General features: G+C 61.0%; 18 protein-coding genes and 1 pseudogene. 6 read left to right on the plus strand and 13 right to left on the minus strand.

Features of this window, described 5'->3' with window-relative positions:
• Positions 1-241, minus strand: a 241-nt coding sequence (locus MKZ40_RS15535; RefSeq protein ID WP_217485948.1) for a hypothetical protein, incomplete at its 3' end; no start/stop codon positions are given.
• A gap of 807 nt (positions 242-1,048) precedes the next feature.
• Between MKZ40_RS15535 and MKZ40_RS15540 the strand changes: the two genes are divergently transcribed.
• Complete coding sequence (locus MKZ40_RS15540) at positions 1,049-1,633, plus strand: NAD(P)H-dependent oxidoreductase (RefSeq protein WP_043332160.1); 585 nt, start codon at positions 1,049-1,051, stop codon at positions 1,631-1,633.
• 148 nt (positions 1,634-1,781) lie between these two features.
• On the opposite strand, the gene MKZ40_RS15545 is transcribed toward MKZ40_RS15540, so the two are convergent.
• The 4 genes from MKZ40_RS15545 to MKZ40_RS15560 form a co-directional block, all read right to left on the minus strand.
• The gene (locus MKZ40_RS15545; RefSeq protein WP_175090513.1) at positions 1,782-3,965 is read right to left on the minus strand and encodes a TonB-dependent receptor; all 2,184 of its coding nucleotides are present in this window, start codon (positions 3,963-3,965) and stop codon (positions 1,782-1,784) included.
• Complete coding sequence (locus MKZ40_RS15550) at positions 3,962-5,491, minus strand: PepSY domain-containing protein (protein WP_175090514.1); 1,530 nt, start codon at positions 5,489-5,491, stop codon at positions 3,962-3,964. The genes MKZ40_RS15545 and MKZ40_RS15550 overlap by 4 nt, the downstream gene beginning before the upstream one ends.
• 108 nt (positions 5,492-5,599) lie before the next feature.
• Positions 5,600-6,076, minus strand: a complete 477-nt coding sequence (locus MKZ40_RS15555) for a hypothetical protein (RefSeq protein WP_175090515.1) — start codon at positions 6,074-6,076, stop codon at positions 5,600-5,602.
• Positions 6,073-6,798: an SCO family protein gene (locus tag MKZ40_RS15560; protein ID WP_175090516.1), complete on the minus strand. Its 726-nt coding sequence runs from the start codon at positions 6,796-6,798 to the stop codon at positions 6,073-6,075. Before MKZ40_RS15560 ends, MKZ40_RS15555 begins: the two co-directional genes overlap by 4 nt.
• 278 nt (positions 6,799-7,076) lie before the next feature.
• Between MKZ40_RS15560 and MKZ40_RS15565 the strand changes: the two genes are divergently transcribed.
• Entirely contained in the window at positions 7,077-7,499 is a 423-nt protein-coding gene (locus tag MKZ40_RS15565; RefSeq protein ID WP_043332174.1) for a glyoxalase/bleomycin resistance/dioxygenase family protein, read from the plus strand.
• A 151-nt stretch (positions 7,500-7,650) separates the two neighbouring features.
• On the opposite strand, the gene MKZ40_RS15570 is transcribed toward MKZ40_RS15565, so the two are convergent.
• A complete protein-coding gene (locus MKZ40_RS15570) occupies positions 7,651-8,136 on the minus strand; it encodes an Sbal_3080 family lipoprotein (protein WP_175090517.1) in 486 nt (161 codons plus the stop codon).
• Between the two features lie 237 nt (positions 8,137-8,373).
• Positions 8,374-9,141, minus strand: a complete 768-nt coding sequence (locus MKZ40_RS15575; RefSeq protein WP_254627193.1) for an extensin family protein — start codon at positions 9,139-9,141, stop codon at positions 8,374-8,376.
• Positions 9,142-9,430: 289 nt separating this feature from the next.
• Between MKZ40_RS15575 and MKZ40_RS15580 the strand changes: the two genes are divergently transcribed.
• A complete protein-coding gene (locus tag MKZ40_RS15580) occupies positions 9,431-10,453 on the plus strand; it encodes an LLM class flavin-dependent oxidoreductase (protein WP_175090518.1) in 1,023 nt (340 codons plus the stop codon).
• Between the two features lie 182 nt (positions 10,454-10,635).
• On the opposite strand, the gene MKZ40_RS15585 is transcribed toward MKZ40_RS15580, so the two are convergent.
• The gene (locus MKZ40_RS15585) at positions 10,636-12,267 is read right to left on the minus strand and encodes a BCCT family transporter (RefSeq protein ID WP_175090519.1); all 1,632 of its coding nucleotides are present in this window, start codon (positions 12,265-12,267) and stop codon (positions 10,636-10,638) included.
• Positions 12,268-12,750: 483 nt separating this feature from the next.
• Here MKZ40_RS15585 and MKZ40_RS15590 point away from each other — a divergent pair, with 483 nt between their 5' ends.
• Complete coding sequence (locus MKZ40_RS15590) at positions 12,751-13,062, plus strand: hypothetical protein (protein ID WP_175090520.1); 312 nt, start codon at positions 12,751-12,753, stop codon at positions 13,060-13,062.
• A 253-nt stretch (positions 13,063-13,315) separates the two neighbouring features.
• Here the strand turns inward: MKZ40_RS15590 and MKZ40_RS15595 are convergent, their stop codons facing one another.
• Both MKZ40_RS15595 and MKZ40_RS15600 read right to left on the minus strand, forming a co-directional pair.
• Positions 13,316-14,368 carry a capsular polysaccharide synthesis protein gene (locus MKZ40_RS15595; RefSeq protein WP_175090521.1) on the minus strand — a complete coding sequence of 351 codons (1,053 nt, stop codon included), beginning with the start codon at positions 14,366-14,368 and terminating at the stop codon, positions 13,316-13,318.
• 230 nt (positions 14,369-14,598) lie between these two features.
• The gene (locus MKZ40_RS15600; RefSeq protein ID WP_175090522.1) at positions 14,599-15,327 is read right to left on the minus strand and encodes an HAD family phosphatase; all 729 of its coding nucleotides are present in this window, start codon (positions 15,325-15,327) and stop codon (positions 14,599-14,601) included.
• Positions 15,328-15,589: 262 nt separating this feature from the next.
• On the opposite strand from MKZ40_RS15600, the gene MKZ40_RS15605 reads away from it, so the two are divergent.
• Positions 15,590-16,381 carry an OBAP family protein gene (locus tag MKZ40_RS15605; protein ID WP_175090523.1) on the plus strand — a complete coding sequence of 264 codons (792 nt, stop codon included), beginning with the start codon at positions 15,590-15,592 and terminating at the stop codon, positions 16,379-16,381.
• 149 nt (positions 16,382-16,530) lie between these two features.
• Here MKZ40_RS15605 and MKZ40_RS15610 read toward each other — a convergent pair whose 3' ends face one another.
• Entirely contained in the window at positions 16,531-16,725 is a 195-nt protein-coding gene (locus MKZ40_RS15610; RefSeq protein ID WP_175090524.1) for a DUF3008 family protein, read from the minus strand.
• A gap of 275 nt (positions 16,726-17,000) precedes the next feature.
• On the opposite strand from MKZ40_RS15610, the gene MKZ40_RS15615 reads away from it, so the two are divergent.
• Positions 17,001-18,449 (plus strand): amidase, encoded by a 1,449-nt coding sequence (locus tag MKZ40_RS15615; protein WP_175090525.1) that lies wholly within the window; start codon positions 17,001-17,003, stop codon positions 18,447-18,449.
• 191 nt (positions 18,450-18,640) lie between these two features.
• On the opposite strand, the gene MKZ40_RS15620 is transcribed toward MKZ40_RS15615, so the two are convergent.
• Positions 18,641-20,473 (minus strand): dipeptidase, encoded by a 1,833-nt coding sequence (locus MKZ40_RS15620; protein WP_254627194.1) that lies wholly within the window; start codon positions 20,471-20,473, stop codon positions 18,641-18,643.
• A 313-nt stretch (positions 20,474-20,786) separates the two neighbouring features.
• Positions 20,787-21,784: pseudogene (locus MKZ40_RS15625) on the minus strand (IS5 family transposase).
• Positions 21,785-21,829 lie beyond the last annotated feature (45 nt).

A 21,829-nucleotide genomic window follows, 5' to 3' on the forward strand; every position in this document is an offset into this window, starting at 1 on the left:
TTCGACCTGCCGGAGATAGTGCATCTGAATCCGGAGCGGGATCCGGTACCGCAGGCAGTAGGGCTTTAAAAAGCCAGAACCACTTCATGTGCCAACTATGTTGACAGATTCCGCTCTTTACCCGCAATAGCTTCATCTTTCCAGAATTGCTTTTGGCTCCGTGACTCTTCGCGCGCTGCTTTTTCGATAGACCTCTGATTTTCTTTCTCTTGGCGTAATTTATCTCGCGTAATACGTGCAAGATCACGCTCGTGCTGCTGGCGTGCACGCTCTTCTTCGCGAGCTATCCGTGCTCGCTCCAGTTCAGCCCTACGCTCCTCTTGCTCTATCTGTCGGTGATAGCGTTCCCTCGCCCGATTGGCAGCCTGCTCTTGACGACTCTGCTCTCGCTGCTGCCGTTGGCGATCTTTTTCTATTTGCTTTGAAATTCGATTGAGAGTTTTAGCTGTCTTGACAACAGCCCTCAGTCCACTTGATCTTCTCGCCACACGATCCCCCCAATATTTCCCTCAACCATTATTCAACTATTACGCCCCCACTTCCCATAAACTTTAACACTAACAGGAATATAATCTCAGCAGATAAGCGATGTATGTCATCGATAGTTTATGCGATAGGCACCTATGTAATTCAAGTTCATGATGAGCACAGCGATTGCACTTCATACTAAGCTCTGAAACACACTACCCCCAGAGATAGGCAAGACAGAGAAGCTATTGGCATATAGGCATATCCTGTTCAGTAGAACCCAATGCTTCTGCACTTGATTTTGCCTAACCGCAATCGACACCTTATCGAGACAATCGGCCAAGCCGAAATCTCCCATGAGAAGCTAGGTAGAGTCGATAACAAGACCCGCCCCTCAGTCGTGAAACGGGAGAACTGAGCGAGCCACGGCCCGTAGACTCTCATGGCTTAAGGAAGTGCCCCGTCTGGATTGTTGCACCTACAGCAAAGGTGTTTTACGCCAGTGCCGCTTTATCAATGACTTGCGAACGCTCATGCTGTGCGCCATTGCTGAAAAGCCAACAGTTTTGGAGTACCCGGCATGAAGATTCTACTGATCAACGGCGGCAAGGCCTTTGCCCATTCCAATGGCGAGCTGAACGCGACGCTGCATGAACTGGCGCGCGGTGAGCTGGCCGAGCTGGGTCATGAGGTGCGTGAAACCGTCATCGAGGAAGGTTTCGAGGCCAAGGCGGAAATCGAGAAGCAGCTGTGGGCGGACCTGATCATCTATCAGACCCCAGGTTGGTGGATGGGTCTGCCGTGGACCGTGAAGAAGTATCTCGATGACATCCTGACTGAGGGCCACGGCTCGCTGTATGCCAGCGATGGGCGTCATCGCACCAGCCCGACCCAGGGCTACGGCACTGGCGGCTTGATGCAGGGCCGCCAGTACATGCTGTCACTGACCTGGAATGCGCCACTTGAAGCCTTTGATGAAGAAGGCAACTTCTTCGAGGGCAAGGGCATCGATGGCGTCTACTTCCCAGTGCACAAGGCGATGGAATTCCTCGGCATGACGGCCCTGCCGACCTACCTGGCCACTGATGTGATCAAGAACCCTGACCTGGCAGCCTACACCCAGGCCTACCGCACGCACCTGCGCGAGCACGTCGGCCGCGCCTGAAGGCTCGAGAGATGAGTTGCGAGCGCTGAAAGCATTCGAGCCCGCTCGTAATACAAGAAGCCCGCCACCGGTGACATGACCGATGGCGGGCTTCTTGCGTTCTAACGGTTAGCGGCGACCAGCGCTCACTATTGAGAGGGTGCGAGTCTTAGAAGCTCCAGCTGGCGTGCGTCCAGAAGATACGCCCCGGCTCATTGACCTGTACATCGCCCTGCAACGGATCGTCGTAGAAGCGATTGACGTGGTAGGCGTAGACCTTGTCGAACAGGTTGGAGATGCCGGCGCTCAACTCGATGTCGTCGGTAACACGATAGCCGCCCTCCAGGCCGACGATGCCGAAGCCTGCCGTCGCGTCTTCACTGTCGGAAATACGCGACTGACGTGCGGCCGCATCGAATCGGGCACCTGCCCACCAACGATCCGCGTCATAGCGTGTCGCCAGATAGCCATTGAAGGGGGCGACCTGTGACAGGGGCGTCCCATCGCTCAGGTTGGTGCCGTGCGTGGCGGCAACGCCTGCGGAATGCCGCCAGCCGTGTTGCCGCCAACTGGCTTCCAGCTCGATACCGTAGATCTCGGCCTCGACATTGTCGTAGGTGGTCAGCGAGTCGCCTTCAGTCAGTTCTATCCAGTCATGCACCCGGTTGTAGTAGGTGTCCGCCGAATAACGCCAGGCGCCCTGCCTGACCGCCACCCCAAGCTCGAGCTGCTGATGGATCTCGGGATCAAGCTCTGGATTACCCAACCAACCATCGGAGTCGGACTGGCGGTTGTAATAGCGCTCACTGGCCGTCGGGAAGCGTACGCTGCGACTGAGCGCCGCATAGCCTTTCACCGCCTCATTGACGCGATGCTCCAGACGCGCCAGTGCACTGAGTTCGCCATCACGCTGTTTGGCGTCAACATCATCGCCATACTGGGCACGCCAGGCGGAGATGGCCGAGGCATTGCTACCCACCACCTCATCGGCATCTCGCGCATCACTGATGGAGACGTCATAGCGCGCACCGGTCACGAGTCGGTTGTTGGCATCAAGGGTGGTATCCAGTTCCGCGAATACCCCACCGCGCGTCCGCACGACATCCGGCCAGGTCTGGCTATCCGACAGGCTATCCAGTGACATGCCCATCCGGGAGTTGGTATTGCTCTCGAGCCGTTCGGCGTCGGCACCCAGCGTCAATATCGCGTCATGTCCGCCGACAGTCAGCGGAATATCGCCCTGGGTGCTGGCATACCAGGTCTCGGTGGTCGCGCTGGAGAACATGGCCATGTCGCTCATGTCCATATCTGAGCTCATATCCATACCCGAGCTCATATCCATGCCCGAGCTCATGTCCATGCCCGAGCTCATGTCCATGCTCATCGAGTTGGCGCTGGAATCATCAAAGTCACGCAGGGTGACGTTATCCATGTCGTGCACGACGCGAGCATGGTTGACCTGTGTCTCGGTGTGCGAGAACGGCCCGACGTTGTCGATGGTCAGCTTGAGATACTGGCGGTCCATATCGCTGCGTGGCGCATCCATGGTGGGATACAGGGCATCATCGATGCGCACCACGGCGACACCCGCCTCGATGGCGACATCCTCGGTGGCGAAGGCGCCAATGCGGATACTGCCATTGTCGCTGCGATACGCGCCTGACTGGGTATCGCCATTGCCATCCTCGTAGTTGTTGCGCTCGGAATGCTCGAAGTCCAGCGCGGTCCAGAAATCGCCCTGCTTGGCGGTCAGTGACAGAGTCTCGCTGGTGGCGTCATCATTGCTGCGCCAGCCAGCCCCCAAGGTACCCTGGACGCCATCATCATCGGTGCGCGAAGGCGTCTGACGCGTCACCTCGATGCTGCCCGCGGCAAAGTTGGGGCCGCGACTGACGGTCTGCGCGCCCTTGTAGAGCGTGAGGTCCGACTGACTGCCGGCAGTGGCGTAACCCAGTGTGGTGTCCATGCCCCCTGGACAGGCGGGATAAAGCGATGCGCCATCCACCTCCTGGATCATACGCTCACCGCCCTGCGCACGGAAGATGGCCGAAACACCGTGACTACCCAAGCGCGAGCCACTGACACCATTGACCTCGCGCAGCTGTTCGCCAAGGTCCATGTCGCCCTTGGCATGCCCCGCATGCACGTCATGGACGGGGCTGGCCATGGGCGCCTGAGCCTCGATACGGATCAACGGCAATACGCTGGTGGTGTCAGCATCGGCGTAAACCGGCAGCGTGCCACTACCCGCGATCGCGGCAGCAATGGCCAAGGGCAGACGACCACGCGATGCGCTCACTGGCGATGACAAGCGACGCGCACGGATCGGGAAATTGACGAGAGACAGTGTCATGCGCTGGCCTCCTGCAGGTCATCCCCTCGCTTGTGCGTGGCGCGAATCCACAGCCAATCCAGCAGCCCCATCACGACCAGCGAGAGGCCGACCAGCGGGAAGATGACACCGATGATCATCATCAAGCCCCAGACACCGGCGATACGCTTGCGCTCCTTGGGCAGCGGCGGGATACCGATACCGCCCACCGGACGACGCTTCCACCACATCACGCCCGCACCGACGCTCATCATCACCATCGCGATACAGGCCAGTACCAGCACCAGCTGGTTGATCAGCCCGTACTGCTGCCCTAGGTGGACATTGATACCCCACTCCAACGCTCGGCCCAGCGGGCCATAATCGGCGTAATGCATGTCCAGCAGCACATCGCCGGAATAGCGATCCACATGCACCACCTGCTGGCGCTCCAGCGCATCCGGATAGATGGAGCCGGTGTAGACGCCCTGCGGCGAGCCCGGCAGATTGATGGCATAGCCCGGCGCCAGGCCTTCGCGAGCGAAGATGCGCTCAGCCTGATCGAGGCCGATATCGGCATGGGCAATCGCGGCGGCACTCAGCGGCACGGCCGCGGCGGCGGAGGCCTGCTCGGCACCAGACTTGGTGCCCCCACCGCCATGCCCGGCATGCTCCCCCTCGTCCACGACGTGGCTTGTCGCTGTAGCCGGCAAGGAAGATAACGGGATAATGGCTTGTTCGAGCGACCAGGTCGTCCGCTCCTGGTCCACCAGCCGCGTATCGGACATCGGCGTATTCACGCGCACGCCATCGGGATACCCGAAGTTATGCCCGTTGGCCAACTCGTTGACCTTGGCACCCCACACCATTGACCACGGCATGCCGGTCACGGCGAGAAACAGGATGAAACCAGCGGCAAAGATGCCACACACGGCATGCAAATCACGCCACCACAGTCGACGCGCAGGCGTGGTACGCAGCGTGACGACACCACCCTTCTGACCCCGTGGCCACCACAGATAAAGGCCGCTGAGTACCAGCAGAATGCTCCAGCCGGCAGCGATCTCGATCGCGGCATTGCCGATGGGGCCGGTGATGGCGAGGCTGTGCAGATTGCGCACCGTCCACATGATGCTGTCACGGTAGGCCATCTGCCCCTGTACTTCACCGCTGTAAGGGTTGACGTAGACCGCCTGCTTGCCACTGCCATCGGCTGCCACGATATCGACTTCCGTGGTCAAGTCACTGGCCGCAGGCGGCACGACACGCACGGCCTTGCCGGGCAGACTTTCCACGGCGACACGCACCTGATCGCTCAGCGGGACACTCGCCTGTGCCTGGCCATTGACCTGTTGCACCACTGGCGTGTTGACCTTCATCAGGTCGGCATGCACGAAGTGGTCGATCTCTTCACGGAACAGATAAAGACCGCCGGTGACGGCCAGCAAGGTCAGGAAAGGCAGCACCAGCAGGCCAGCATAGAAATGCCAGCGCCACACGGCGCGGTAGATATCGCTGAAACCGCGAGCGGCGCGACCCGCGGAGTCGGTATTGGTTGTTGAACTCATCTCGATTACCCATCGACAGGTGCCACGACGCGCGACGGATGCTTTGTCCGCCGGTCAACGTGAGGTCACCGAACACTATGGAGAGCCACCGCGAGGTGGCCCAGCAATTCATGGCGCGAGGGAATCGTGGGGTGGCGCCCGCCCGGGCGGACGCAGATAGACATTGATGTCGCGAAACGCGACAAGGCAGGGACGCGGGACCGTGTCTCGAGACAACCGCCCCAACGCCAGCAACAGGGCAACGGCGACCAATGCCAGCGTGAAGGCCGCCATGCTGGCCAATGGACAATCCGAGGCAGCGGAACTATGGGTGATCTGCGCCTGCGAACCGCTTTCGCGAGCGGCACGCATTATCCAGTCGCTATCGGCACTCACCCAACGCCCGGTACCAACGCTCTCGAAGACGGCATGGTCGTTGACCATCACCACACGCGGGGCCGCCAGCGGCATGACCAGCATGGCAGCCAACGCGATCAGCATCACGAAGACGACATGCCCATTGGCCGCAGTCAGGCGCGACAGGGCGCGATGATAGGAGACGGATTCACGCCTGGCGTGGCGAGTCGAGGGACAAGTCACTGTCATGCGTCCCCCGTGGCCGGCACGTTCGCGTTTTCGCTCGTGTTGACGGTCGCAACACTGTCAGAAGACGTCGCTGCGGCCACGGTCTGGAGCAGGAACGTCAGTCGATCGGCAAGTTGCGCAGGCGTCTGACTGAGCGGCAGGGTGTCACGCAGCCTTCCCTGCTCGTCGATCACGAAGATCGCCACGCTGTGGTCGATCATGTAATCGGTCTCACCGGCCGACGCCTGCGCTTGCGCGTGTTCAGGGGGATGACTCTGCTCAGGTTCTCGCCGCTGAAACTGGATACCGAGGCGCTGGGTGAATTCCTCCAGACGCGTGTCGTCCTGTGACGGGAGGCGAAGGCCGGTCACCGGCAGGCTGAAGGCAGACAGATAACGTGACAGCACGGGCAGGGTGTCGCGCGCCGGATCCAGCGTCAGAAACATCGGATGCAGATGCGCGCGTGAAGTCTCGTCAAGGCGTTGCCAGGCCATCTGCAGCCGGGCAAGCGACAACGGACAGATATCCGGACAATGCGTAAAGCCGGGAATCAGCACGCTCAGGTGACCCGCTTCCCCCCGAGACAGGGTGTCCGCGTGCAGCAGTCCACGCGTGGAAGGCAGCTCGAGCGTCGTCGGCCACGCATCACGCGGTTGATGCGAGGCAGAAAGCCCCGTGATCAACGCGATAATGACGAGGGCAAAAGCACTGAGTCCCATCAGGATCAGCTTGCGCGGCGACATGAACACTCCAGCGTGGCGTGCAGAGAAGGTAAAGGCAGCAGGGTCGATGACAGGGATGCTAACCATTCACACCCGCGAAACCACTAATGCGACAAGTTGCCACAGCGATTGCCCCGGGCCTTCGCGAGCGCGACAAGGCCCCAGATAGCGTAAAGCCATCACCACCATCATCAGATTCAAAGTGCGTCTCACCCGGACGGACACGACACTGTCTCCATGCTCCTGCAATTGAGCCAGTCCCCCATCCCCTTCTTCCCCTCACGCCATGAGGCTTCGCCATGATTCAGCGCCTTTCCCTGCACCCAGCCATCCTTGAAGTGCGCGACCTCGATGCCGCTTGCCGTTTCTTCACCGAAACACTCGCCCTGCCCATCCTGCTGCGCAACGCCACCAGCGCGACCCTGGAGCTGAACCATCGCCGAGACAAGCAGACCAGCGTATTGCTGTTGCAGCGCAGTGCCGAGCAACCCGACAGCCGCCAGCTGACGCTTGAGATCGAGCGAACGGACTTTGCCCGCTTCCGCGAACAATGGCAGGCCCAGGGAGCGCATCTGATCGAGAGTCACGGCAGCAGCGCCCCCGGCTGTGCCTGGCAGGTGCTCGATTGCGTGCTCCCCGATGGGCATCGCCTACGCGTGGTCAGCATCAACCCCGAGCGCTGCGCCCCGACGATCAGCCGTGGCATGGGCATGGCACCCTGAGATTCCAGCACACCAGATGGATCGAAAGTCTCCGCTGGGCCGGCACATGACACAAGCGCCGGCCCGCTATCAAGTGCGCCATCATGGTGAGAGATGACGTACCGGTGAGGCGTGCAAGGAAAAGGCTTGGATGCCCATCACGGCTGAGGCGTCAGTAATTGACGAGCAAGTCATCGATGACCGGGTTCATCTTGGTTTCGACCCCGGCAAACTTGGAGAACGTCAGGCCGCCCCCTGCGACAAGATGATATTGCGCATAGGCGATTTCATCGCCATACGGATCATTGAGCCAGAGTTCTGCGTGTGACAGATAGGTCGTGACGTCCCAGGAGCGCAAAGCGGTATACGTCAATATCACTTCACAATGGCCGGGGACCGGAGCGTCATAGACTCGCGTATTCAAGCCATTGCGACTGAAGCCCCGTTTGATCACACTCAGGAAGCCCGGCACGATCACGGCTTCATTGCGCTCGATGCACACGGTATCCAGATAGGACATGCGTTCCAGAGGCTGAACCTGCACCGAGGTACAGCCGGCCATCACGAAGGTGATGGAAGCTGCCAATAACACCTTCGTCATCCCTGTCATTCTTGACTCCCTGTCATTGAACAAGAGGCTTTTCGCGATATATGCCATGGAAGGCATGCTTGCCCGCAGGGTATTAGTGAAAGCAAATAAATGCGAGGAATCTGCCCGTGATCAGGCGTAATTCCCCCCATGCAAGCGCGAGTCTCCTACAGCGACACCGACAAATGATGACAGGCGTGGCAAACATGAGTCCCCTTTATCACGCCGAGCCAATAATGACCCACTGACAGAGTGCGCGGATGTCCGCATTGCCGCACTCTTGCCCGACGCAGCATTAAGTATTGCTCAGCGACAGAATCGCCAGCCCCGCGTGCCGAGGTGGAAGTGATCACGATGGGCGGCGTTGTAATCCGGCCCCAGCACGGTACCGAAACTCTCACAGGCGGCGTCCTGCACGGCACGCAGGAAGCGGCCCGGGGCATCTTCATCCTCGGGCGCCGTCCAGTCGCGCGGCAGGCGAACCTGACGGCCGTCCGCCAGCGTGAAGCCTGTGACATCCAGCGCATCCGCAGTGGCATGTTCACTGCGACGTGCGTTCTCTCGTCCGTAGATGTTGCGGCAGGCGTAGCTGCCCACATGGGACACTTGCGTCACCTCGCTCCCCATGACTTCCTGCGCCGCAGACTTGAGCCCATGGCGCTCGAAGCGCAACCAGCTCACCGCCAGCGGGCAGCTGGCAATGAAGGACTGGTTGAAGCGAACGCCCTGCTCACCACTCACGCCTGACGCCGAATGCATGCGTACGCTGTTTATGAGGTCACAGCCGTTGTCGCTGGGGCGGTCCGGCAGGAAGGAAACCCGTTGCGGGGCTTCCCGCTCGAGAAATGCGCGACAGGCGGCCGGGTTCTCGTTCAAGCGTGAGAGCTTCCAGCCGGTCACCATGCCGGGCGGGTCCTCCAATTGCAGTGGCTCCCACGGGAGATAGTGAGCGGGTATCCAGCGCTCCAGCACGATGATGTCGCGCTGGATCGCAACGCCCAGGCCGATGAGCACCAGGCATATCAACGTGAGCCCCATGCCTTTGCGGCGTTGCTTGTACTGCAAACCGTTCATGTTCGCCTCCTGTGCGCGATGCAGGCCCTTACCTGCCCCGGGCTTCGCCTGCATTGGACTTCACCTGCCCTGGGCTTCACCTGCCCCAGGGTGACTGACCACCGTGAATGGCATGACGTATCGACCGCCTCATATATGCCATATCAGAAACAGTGAAATGAAGGGGCGAGGCGCTGTCAGAGACGCGGCTGTCCACTATGCTGGACGCCATTCAGCAGACCAGCCACACACCCTTGAGGGGCCACGCCCCGGCTGCTCTCTGCACGCCAATCCGCTATCAGGAGCGCACATGACGACAGCCCCTACCTCACGCCTGGGCACGATCCCACTCTCGGTGCTGGACCTTGCCCCCATCCGCGATACCGGCAGTGTTGCTGAAACCTTCCACAATAGCGTCAGTCTCGCCCAGCATGTCGAAGCGCTGGGCTTTCATCGCCTGTGGCTGGCCGAGCATCACAACATCGATGGCATCGCCAGTGCCGCCACCTCGGTGCTGATCGGCCATGTGGCGGGCAAGACCTCCCGCCTGCGGGTCGGCTCGGGCGGCATCATGCTACCCAATCATCCCCCGCTGGTGGTGGCGGAGCAGTTCGGCACCCTGGCCACACTCTACCCCGACAGGATCGATCTCGGGCTTGGCCGCGCGCCGGGCTCCGATGGCATCACCATGCAGGCGATGCGCCGCGACCCTTCCGCCGGCGTGAATGACTTCCCCCAGCGGCTGGCCGAACTCGAGCAGTATCTGGGCGAGGCCTCACCCGGTCAGCGCGTCAAGGCCATGCCGGGGCAAGGCACTCATGTCCCCCTGTGGCTATTGGGTTCCAGCGACTACAGCGCACGCCTGGCAGCGAAAAAAGGCCTGCCCTTCGCCTTCGCCGGTCAGTTCGCCCCCGGCTACATGCTGGAGGCCATCAAGCTCTATCGCGAGAACTTCACGCCCTCCGAGGTGCTGGACGCGCCCTACGTGATGCTCGGCCTACCGCTGATCGCCGCCGACAGCGATGAACGCGCCCACTTCCTGGCCAGCACCCAGCAACAGAAATTCCTCAACCTGATCCGCGGCAAGAGCACGCGCACCCTGCCCCCACGCGAGACACTGGACTGGTCAGCACGCGAGGAAGCCATGGTCGGCCAGAATCTGGCCGCTGCCATTATCGGCGGCCCAGAGCGCATTCGCAGCGAGCTCGAGCATCTGCTGGAAGTTACGCAGGCCGACGAATTGATGTTCAACTCGGACTTCTATGAGCATGCCGACCGCCTGAAGAGCTACGAGATACTCGCCGAGGTCGCCGGCCGCCAGTCAATGACGTGAGCCCCTTCACGCTGACTGGCTTGCCAAGACAAGACGCCGCTCACATCTCCTGTGAGCGGCGTCTTGTCGTTCTGAGCCTGCCGTGAAGGCACGCATTGACGTCATGAGCTGAAGGCGATGAGCTTAAAACGATAAGCTCAAGGCGATGAGTTCATGACGATAAGTTCATGTCACGACTCGGCTCAATGATGGTCGCGCGGGTTCACGCGACGATTCTTGACGTCCGGTGCACGGCGGATGCGGTCTTCCTCGGCCAGGCTGTCAGCTTCGAAGATATCCGCACCGACCGGTGTCTCACCATGACGACGATACAGCTGACTGAGCATCTGGCGACGATCAGCCCGCAGCTCCTTCACCAGCACCACGATCATCCCGTAGATGATAAAGGTGAACGGCAAGGCCGAGAGTACCGAGGCTGACTGCAAGCCCTTGAGACCGCCCGTCGAGATCAGCGTCAGGCAGATGGCCGCGATCAGCACACCCCAGGCGATACGCTTGTAGAGCGGCGGATTGATCGAGCCACCATCAGTCATCTGCGCCACGATGTAGGACGCCGAATCGGCAGAAGTCACCAGGAAGATGAAGATCAGCATGATCGCGACCACTGACAGCACGCTGCTGAAGGGCATCAGATCGAACATCTCGAACAAGGCAGACGTGATGTTGGCATCCGTCGCGGCAGCCAGACCGACATCACTGGCCAACTCCATGTTGATCGCCGCGCCACCGAAGACACCGATCCACAGGCACGCCAGCAGCGGCGGCACGATCAGCACGCCCACCACATACTCTTTGATGGTGCGGCCACGCGAGACACGCGCGACGAAGGTGCCGACGAACGGCGACCAGGCGATGACCCATGCCCAGTAGAAGACAGTCCAGGAGCTGTTCCAGTCATTGCCGTCATAGGGCGACATGCGCAGGCTCATGCCGATGAAATTCTGCAGATAATCACCGATACCCAGGGTGATCGTCTTGAGGATCTCCAGCGTCGGGCCAGTGAACAGCACATACAGCATCAGCGCGATGCAGATGCTCATGTTGAGGTTGGACAGGCGCTTGATGCCCTTGTCGAGCCCGGACCAAGTCGAGGCCATGTAGGCACAGAACATCACGCCCATGATGATGAACTGCCATTGCCAGCCCTCTTCCACGCCGAAGACGAAGTGCAGCCCCCCATTCATCTGCAACACGCCCAGACCCAGCGATGTCGCAACCCCCATCACGGTCGCCACCACTGCAAAGACATCCAGCACCGAGCCGAAGCGGCGTGCCTTGGGGTGCTTGGCCGTCACGGAAGACAGCACCGAGGACACCAGCCCCGCCTGTCCCTTTCGGAACTGGAAATAGGCAATGATCAGACCGACCACCGAGAAGGCAGCCCACTGATGGACGCCCCAGTTGAAGAAGGCATATTGAATGGCATAGCGCGCAGATTCGGGTGTCTCGCCTGGCATATCGGCGAACGGCGGCTTCAGATAGTGCTGCATGGGTTCCGCCATGCCATAGAACACCAGGCCGACGCCGAACCCTGCTGCCAACAACATGCTGACCCAGGAAAAGAAGGTATAGGAAGGCCGGCTATCCTGCGGGCCGAGCCGGATCTTGCCGTACTTGCTCAACGCGAGGCTGATGAGAAAGATCACGAAACCAAAGACGGATATCAGATAGAACCAGCCGAACATGCTGGTCACGGCGCCGAGCGCCTGATCTGCCAATTCACCGAAACGGGTGGGGAATCCTGCCCCCAATGCGACCAGCCCCAGAATGATGATGACCGACGCGCTGAATACGCGTTTTCCTCCAGATGTCATAAATCGCTACTCCCTGTGAGCTGTGACAGCGGTGAGGTGGATCGCGCACCAGCGAGAAACGAGTAGCGCTATCGCCAACGAATATTCGCAGTGCCTTGTAGATATGACTCTGATTTCCCAGAACTTCAAGGGCCAGCGATGGAAAACTTGCGTCTGGCCGGCGCTGGGTGCGCCAAGGGGCAGGCAGATGACGGGTATCATCCTGATATCGGAAAGCGGTGTGAGAATTCATGGCAGGCGAAGCTTGCCAGATGACTCCTGGCAGGCAGCTCCTAACAGGCATTGGCGAGCACGCCGAAAGACTTCTACATTACTTGTACACAAGTGATAGAAAGATGACCTGCCACGGAGAGAATCCCCGATGCCTGTTCAAGCCTCCACCTCGCGCCACACGGCGAATACCGAGACTGCCACCCTCCCTACAACGCCCCCCCTGACACGCTGCATGTCAGCTCACCCGCCGAGCAGCAGGCTGAGGCCAGCATGACGCTCGACTCTCTGTCGCGCGCCCTGCAACAGGGCATGGTGCCGGTCGTCGAGGTCATGTCATTGGATGGCATCTACAAGGTGCACATTCACCACTGCCACAGCATTTCCGATCTGACTCGCCTTGATGGCAAGGCCCTGTGGTTCAAGGGCACGGGAGAGATACGCGACCTCATGAGATCGCGGGGCATCAGTCACGGCGTGCTGACCTGGGCGGATCAGTGGGGGGATGAGATGATCGGCATGGTGTCGCGCTCCCTCACTCAGGAGGAATTGCTGGCCTGGGGAACACGGATCTGCTTTCGCTAGCGATGACACGCCCAACGCCTCGCAGGCTCTGTGGGGCTCTCCGGCAAGCACGCCCTTCTGCCAGCTCCCACTGCTACGTCCCACGACAAGACAGGCCCCCGGAGAGACTCCGGGGGCCTGTCTTGTCGTCTTGCTTTCTTGCGTCACTCTCGCGTCACTCTTGCATCACCCTCGCGTCACCCTCCCGCCGACGCCGCTGACCTCATCTGTCGACACCCAAGGATAGACACCGAGGAATGGACACTGGCCAGGCTCAGACCTCGGCCGCTTCTGGCGCTGTCTCGGGATGCCTTTCCAGCAGCGCCAGCAGGTGGGCCTTGCGTGCCTTGAACAACTCACGGTGCTCGTAGTCTCGCTTGTAAGTCTGCTTGGAGACCACGGCCGTCTCGAACACCTCGAACGGTGCACCATTGCTGGCGAAGCGATTGTCCAGCGCCATGAACGCCTCGATCAGAGAGGGCGTGTAGTGCTGACGCAGGCTCTCGTTGAAGAAGTAGCCCACCGAGAAATACGGCATGAAACCGTGGCGCTCGGCGTCCCGAACGAAATCGGCATACAGCAGCGTGGGATGCTGACGCCCGATCCCCAGCTTCGCGTGATTCTTGGCACGATTGGACACGAACACGGCCGTCTGGCGTGGCTGGAACAGATGCTCCACGAACAGTGCCAGAACCCGCGTGACCACCGGGGATCCTTGCCGGGCGGCGATGAACCAGGCTTCCACGGGCCGGCTGGGCGCCTTGTGCTGACGGAAGGTGAAGACGCCATGTCTGGCGGTGGCGCCGGGCAACCATGTCGCGAGCGGCGCCAGGCAGAACGTCGTGGCATCCGCCCAGATGCCACCGAAGCGACTCAACAGATAGAGTCTGAGAACATCTGTCTTCATCGCCATCGACAGCCTGACGGTGGATAGCTCGAACGCCGCCATGAGGTCCACGCCCAGCACCTGCTCGAGATTGTCAGCGTTCAACAGGCGCACTTCGTGGTCCGGATTCTGTCTCTGCCAGGATGCCACGCTCAACTGCACCACTTCCGGCGCCTCTTGAAGCGGGGCATGCCAATACATCCAGATGATCTTCTCGACGCCCTGCTGCTCTTCGCTCGCCTGATGTCCGCTCGTCTGGCATTCGCACGCGGCGCGCAGATGCTCAAGCGCCGCAGAGGCTTGCTGATGCCGAGGGGTGCCGGGCTCAAGCTGGTCAATGCCGTAATGGGCGTCGTAACGACGACTGAACCAGGGGACACGCTTGCGCAGCCAATAGCCCTTGTTTTCAAAGGTATCACTGGCAATGAAGGCGTTGATCATCACGATTTCCGAAAGACGAAGAGGTAGCTCCAGAAGCCACGAGGGAGCGATGAATAGACAGGACTGCCGGCATCTCAACACGCGACGGTATCAGGCACAGCGGCTTGCGACGCTGTGGCGACACCCTTGTGACGCTTTTTCGATGACGGCACTCCTGCGATGTTACAACAGCCGGCCAGTGCCGTCCTGCAGGTTCACAATGTCAGTCGTTCACCTCGGACGGCATCGTGTCATGCCGGCTCCTGCACCTGGTGGCCTGCCTCCCGGCAGCGTTCGGGGAATTCCTCCCAATGCTTGATGAGCTGCCAGGCGCCGGTATCCCGCAGCACCTCGGCGTGGCCCGGCGGAATGTGGCTGGCCCCCAGATGCCCCAAGACCTTGAGACCCGCAGCCACGGCTGCCTGCACTCCCGTGCGGCTATCCTCCACCACCAGGCATTCCTCTGCGGAACGCCCCAGCGTCTTGAGGGCGAGCAGATAGAGATCGGGCGCCGGCTTGGGGTTGATGACGTCATCGGAGGTGAAGATCGGCAGTTCGCGGTCGCCATTGGCCGCGGCGATCTCGTCCAGAATGCCACGCAGTCCCGAGCTCTCGAGGTTGATCTTCATGCGTGAGGCGGAGCTGTTGGACACCACCGCCAGAGGCAGGCGCTGACCGCGAATCCACTCGAGCGTCTTCACCACGCCCGGCATGGCCTCGAGGCCATTGGCGAGACGCTGATCCACCTCCACACGAACCTGCTCCAGGGCATCGGCCGGGAGGCGATGCTGACTGCGGCCTTCCAGGTCCACCAGGATGTCACGCGTCATCATCCCCAGGCAGCGATCCAGCTCATGCTCGATCTGCTCGCTCGTACCGAGATCCGGCAGCCACAGCGGCAGCTTCTCCTTGAGCACGCCGTCAGCAATGATCTCGCTATCGACCAGGACTCCATCACAATCAAATATCAGCTGTTTCATTCAATCTCCAGGCAATCAAAGGGAGGTGCATGGCATCGGCCTGTCACTCAGGGGGGCTTGTCAGGGCAACGATGACGCCATGACAGTCATCATTTCCCTCATTCATGAGGGCGGAGGCGACACAAGGCAATCCTTGAGCACGAATTGCCGTGTTCCGAACGTCACCATCGCGCACCCCTTGACCTCGCCAAGCAAGATGCACCGCAATGAGAAGGTGTGACAGGGATTCTCACTTACTCGAGACGACCACGCAGGAGGAAGTATGCATCATCGTACGTCCACCCCATGCCATCACGCCTCACACTCCACGCGCGGCTTCGGCACTGGCCTGCTCGCTGGTGCGGCAGCGGCGACCGCCTTCTTTCTGGGACGCCGTCTCAACCGTGCTCGCAAGGTCAGCAGCGGCCATCCGCTCAAGCACCAGGTGCTGGACGCGGCCTCGCAGGTCATGCAACGCAAGTACCCGATGGAAGCGATGAGCACCTACCTCAACGGCTTCCACCATTACGCCGATGACATGGGCCGCCAGGTGGAAGCCAGTCATTTCTGCATCCACCTGGAACATGATCTCCACCAGTGCGTCATCTTCGATTCCAACCGCAACGACGCACGTCTGATCGGGATCGAGTACATCATCAGCGCCGAACGTTACGAGCGACTCCCCGAAGAAGAGAAGCCGCTCTGGCACAGCCATCACTATGAGGTGAAGTCCGGCATCCTGGTGGCTCCGGGCATCCCGGAACTGGCCGAGCGCAGTTACTTCGAGAATCTGGTCACGACCTACGGCAAGACCTTCCACACTTGGCAGATCGACCGCGACGACTTCCCCTATGGGATTCCGCAACTGATGATGGCCTTCACCCGTGACGGCCAGATCGACGAGGAGCTGATGAAGCGCCGCGATGAACGCCTGGGCATCAGCACCGAGGAGCGGCGCAGCAAGCGTGCGGATATCGCGATGCCCAAGGTCAGTCCGAAGGCCAATGGCGGCCCGACACCGCCTGACAACGAGTCGCATCAGCCGCCTCACGAGAGCCTGGACGACCAGCGCTGACCCTCTCTCGACAGCGAATGACGCGACTCATGACAGGGCGCCCGGCAATTGCCGGGCGCCCTGTCATTTGAGCAAACCACTCAGGGTGGCTTCTTCTCGGCACCACCTCGATCGTGGCGGTCGTGCTGGTTGTCGTTCTGGTCGTCGTGCTAATCGTCGCTCTGGTTGTCGTGCCGCGGTTTCCCCTCGCGTGAGGTGGAGGCCATCTTCTCGAGTTCCTCCTCGCTCATGGAATCGTACATCGAACGCGCCGCGCCCACCAGCTCGCTCGCCTTCTGCTCTCCCCGGCGCGCGGCCAACGCCGCTCCTGCTGCCATCTGCTGTGCCCTGGACTTGGCTGGCATGACTCTCCTCCCGTCACTCTGAATGACTTTCATGCGCCATGATCGGCGCCAGCGAGCCTGACGCGGTGACTAGCTGTCATGCTCATTCACCGCCATGCGGCTCTCCCGCGAGCTTTTCAAGCCTCGACAAGCCTTGAGTTTCGCCCCGCTGACCCAAGGCCATGAACAACAGGCCACGTCTTGTCAGCGATGCGTCAGCCACAGCGTACCGCTCGTCCATGCAAGCGCCATATGCCATCCATCGATAGGCCCCGTTCACCCGTAGGAGAGCCGCCATGCCCGACGCCGAATTTCCCCACGACCTGACGCCACATTCCGCCCAGGATGACCTGACCACCCTGGACGCCGAGCAGCTGTCGCGCGGCTACCAACGTGGCGAGTTCGACCCGCTGCAAGTGACACAGGCAGTGCTCGCCCGTATCGAGCGACTCAATCCGGCGGTCAACGCCTACGTGCATGTCGCGCATGACACGGCGCTGGAGGCGGCGCATCACGCCAGACAGCGCTGGCAGGCGGGCCAGCCCCTGAGCCCGCTCGATGGCATCCCGACCTCGCTGAAGGATCTCACCGATGTCGCCGGCATGCCGGCGCGCGAGGGCTCGCTCACCACGGCGGCCACGCCCTGTCAGCAGGACGCCCCTCCGGTGCGGCGCCTGCGCGAGGCAGGCGCGATTCTGCTGGGCAAGACCAATACCCCCGAGTTCGGCTGGAAGGCCGTCACCGACAATCGCGTGCATGGCGCCACCGGCAATGCCTGGAATACCGCGCTGACCCCGGGCGGCTCTTCAGGGGGTGCGGCCACCGCCGCCGCCCTGAACCTGGGAGTCCTGCATCAGGGCGGGGATTCCGGCGGGTCAATTCGCATTCCCGCCGCCTTCAGCGGTGTCTTCGGCTTCAAGCCTACCTTCGGCTGGACAGCCCAGTGGCCTCCCGCCCAGGCCGCATCCCTGTCCAGTATCGGGCCGCTCACCCGCAGCCCGCGCGACGCCGCCGCCATGCTCAATGTCCTCGGCCGTCATGATGCACAGGACCCCTACGCCACCCGCGGACAACCCGAGGATTGGGGCGTGGAGATCGGCACGCCACTGACAGGCCTGCGAATCGCCTACTCCCCGCGCCTCGGGCAGGCCGATGTCGACCCCGAGATCGCCAGTCGGGTAGCACGCGCCGCAGAGCGTCTGGCGGGGCTTGGCGCCGAAATCGTGGAGGTCGATCCCCCCATCGACTCAAGCCTCGAGATGTTTCGCAAGATCTGGTTCACCGCGTCGCTAGGGGTCTGGAAAGGCTGTGATGCCCGCCAGCGCGAACAGCTCGACCCCGGCCTGGTCGAGAATGCCATGCGTGCCCGCGACTGGACCTCGCTTGAGTTGTTCGAGGCCTTCGAGGCCAGGCACCGGCTCACCCAACAGCTTGAGCGCTTCCATCAGGACTACCCTCTGCTGCTGACGCCAAGCGTCGCCGTCCTCCCCTTCGCACTGAATCATCAGGTGCCGCCCGCCAGCCAATGGCACGACTGGGAGGAATGGACGCCGTTCTCGTACCCCTTCAATCTGAGCGGCCAACCCGCCGCCTCGGTCCCCTGCGGATTCACTTCGCAGGGACTGCCGGTCGGCTTTCAACTGGCAGGCGCCAGGCACGCTGACGTCCATCTCCTGAAAGCAGCCACCGCCTATATGGACGCCTACCAGACCGCTCATCCGGCCGAGCCCTACCGCCCGAGGTGAGATCGCGCGGCCGCACTGGGTGATCGGCGACCTTCACAGACGACAACGCCCGCCACTGCCCCTTCATCAGGGGCGGTGGCGGGCGTTGGCATGTGATGCCTGTCACCCAGGCAAGAGGCAATTTCCAGGGCTATTTCAATATGCCATGCAAAAGGCGATTCACATAACGGCGGCCCCGCGAACTCACCCGATTACTTGAGCGAATCCTGATTGCCGATGCGGGCCATCATCTCGGTGAACATCTGGATGTCCAGCAGCAGATTGTCGACACGCTTGAACTCTTCAGAGGTATGCCCGGTATAGGTCTCGCCCGGCATCGACGGCCCGAAGTTGATCGCATTGGGCAGCAGCTTGGCGGTCGTGCTCCCCGCCGAGGAACGCGGTTCGGCATCGAGTCCCGTGGTATCGCCGAAGATGTTGAGCAGCGTCTGGAGCCAGGCACCGCTGGGGTCACGCAGCATCCAGTCGCGAATCTCGACGTTCAGCGCCACATCCATGCCCTGCTCCCTGGCATAGGCTGTGAGCTTTTCCTTAATCACCTGGCTGAGTTCCTCAGGCGACTTCTCGCCCGCCGGAGCCCGCACGTTGACCGCGACACGCAGCGCGTCGTCCTCTTTCTCCAGATAGGTCGGCGTCACCTTGAGCGGCCCCATGAATTCATGGGAGTAGGCAATGCCCAGCAGCTTGCCGTGATAATCCAGCCCGTAATTGTCATTCAGGTAGTGCACGGCATCTTCATAGGCACTGTCCTGGAAATCGATACCGGAGGTGGCCAGCAGTCCCGCCAGTCGTGTCACCGGATTCACGCCATTGGCCGGTGCCGATGAGTGGGCCGACTTGCCCGTCACCGTGACGATGACATCCTCGCCCTTCACTTCACTGGCGACGCTGAAATCCTTGCCGTGCTCGTTGACGTAACGGCTGCCAAGCGCTTCCAGCTTGTGGTTGAGCGCCTTGGCGCCCGCGGCATCACTGGCGTGCAGGGTGGCGACGGAGCGCTCGGGAATCTGGTTGGTCGCAAGTCCCCCCTTGAAGGAAGTGATCGCCGGCAGGGCATCCGCCGCCTGCCCCGTCTGTGTCTCGCGTGCCAGCGGGAAACGCGCATCGATGGTGCCGAAGCCATTCTCGGCAGTGATTGCCGGATAGCCGCTGTCCAGCACGATGTTGTATTCGGGCAGCGCGTTGTGCGTCTTGTAATAGGCGAAGCCCTCACCGCCGGTCTCTTCCGTCGTCTCGATCATCAGACGAATGGTGCGCTTGACCGGCACCGCATTCTCCTTGAGAGACTTCATGGCATACAGCGCCGCGGCGATGGAGGCCTTGTCATCTTCGGTGCCACGCCCGTACAGCTTGCCATCGATCTCGGTGACCTCGAACGGATCCAGGTGGGTGCCATCCTCAAGCGTCCAGCCCTCCTGGTCCGCCGGCACCACATCCCCGTGGGTGAGAATGCCGAAAACATCCTCCCCCGTCCCCTTGAGCTCCACCTCGAAGACACGGTCATCCACGTTGCGGAACGTCAAGCCGAATGCCTCGGCCTTGTCCTTGATCAACTCACCGAAACGCGAGATCTCGGGGTTTTCATGCTGGGGTTTCTCACCGACCTTGAAGGTCGGGATCGCGACCATTTCCTTGAGCAGCTCCTGGACGTCATCGCCATACTGCAGTCGGTTGTAGACCCCCAGCAGGCGATAGACGTTGACGAAGTCATCCCCCTCCAGCGACTCGCCGGCCTGATACTGCTCGATGGCGGCCCTAACGGCTGTGTCCTGCGAATTGCGTTCGGCAACCTGTGTCAGAAAGCCATTGAAGTCCGGTGCCAGCTCCTGCCGGCCCTGTTCGATCAAGCTGACCAGCTGGGCACGCTTGAGCGTATGTTCACCCTGCGGTGCGCGCTTGCCCGTGTCATCGGCAGCCATCGGCTCGTCTGCGCTGACAGGCAGCGCGCTGCCGAGCCCGAGTGCCAGACCCAGCGCGAGGGCCGTCTGACGAGAGGTAGCGTGAGTGGCTGTGCGGGTACTCATGGGCATGTACATCCTTTTGTTAGGCAAGACGCCACGTCATCAATGGCCGCAGGGACAAGCGATGAGAAGAAGAACCTCACCGGCGCCCGACGGCAGCTGACCACGCGACATCAAGACGGTTTCATCGGCCTTGCCGTGAAACATGAATGTCTTATACACAACCATCTTATGTACTGGGGAAACGATGATCAATTCGGTTCTGCGCGTTTACAGCGCTCAGACTGGTGCTTCAACCGCAACAGCGGTCGCTTTCTGACCGGTATAGATGGCCTATTTCCCCTACCAGCCGGTTTATCCGGCTGGTAGGGGAAATTCAAGACGCACTGACCCCGTCAATGCGTCCTTCGCATCGCGTCGCCAGCACGAGGTTGGCTAGCCCGAACAGGCTGAATAGCTGCGCCTGGTTCTTGGCCAGCCCCTTGTAGCGCACCTTCCGGTAGCCGAAGAGATTCTTGATGACATGAAACGGATGCTCGACCTTGGCGCGGATACTGGCCTTGGTCCACTCGATCTTCAGCAGCAGTTCTTTCATCGGACTCTCTTCCATCTTCTTGATACCGCCTCGCTTGGCCGCGATACAGCAACGGGAATCCCTGCATCCTTCTCTTCGTCCAGGCGTTTGCCCATACCGATGTAGCCCGCATCAGCGTGGACTCGATTGTCATCATCCCGCACCAGGTGCTCTACCATGGTGACATCAGCCACGTTAGCCGGGGTGGCAACCACGGTATGCGTCAGGCCGGTCACTGCGTCGACGCCAATATGGGCCTTCATGCCGAAGTACCATTGGTTGCCCTTGCGGGTCTGTTTCATCTCGGGGTCGCGCTGTTTGGCCTTGTTCTTGGTGGAGGGCGCAGCCGAGACGATAGTGGCGTCAACAATAGTGCCCTCACGCATAAACAGTCCCTTCTCGGCCAAGTGAGCATTGATCTCCTAGAAGATCCGCTGCGTCAGGGCATGCTTTTCCAGTAGGTGGCGGAAGCGCAGTAGTGTGGTCGCATCCGGCACGCTCTCAATGGCCAGGTCGATCCCCACGAAGTCGCGCATTGCCTGGCTGCCGTAGATGGCATCTTCGAGCGCCTCATCAGCCAGTGCATACCACTGTTGCAGGAAGTAGATTCGCAGCATGCGCTCAAGCCCGATGGGCGGCCGGCCTCGCTTGCCCGCGGCATTCGGGAAGTAGGCTGGCGACAGTGCATCGATCAACTGGTGCCAAGGGAGCATTGCCTCCATCTGGGCCAGGAATCGCTCTCGGCGAGTCACTTTCTTCTTGTTCTGATGCTCTGCTTGGGCGAATGAGATCTGCTTCATCGGAGGGCTCTATCAGGCGGTAGCGGTATTGCCAGATTCTACCTC

Source organism: Cobetia sp. BMC6, from assembly GCF_029991385.1.
Taxonomy (GTDB): domain Bacteria; phylum Pseudomonadota; class Gammaproteobacteria; order Pseudomonadales; family Halomonadaceae; genus Cobetia.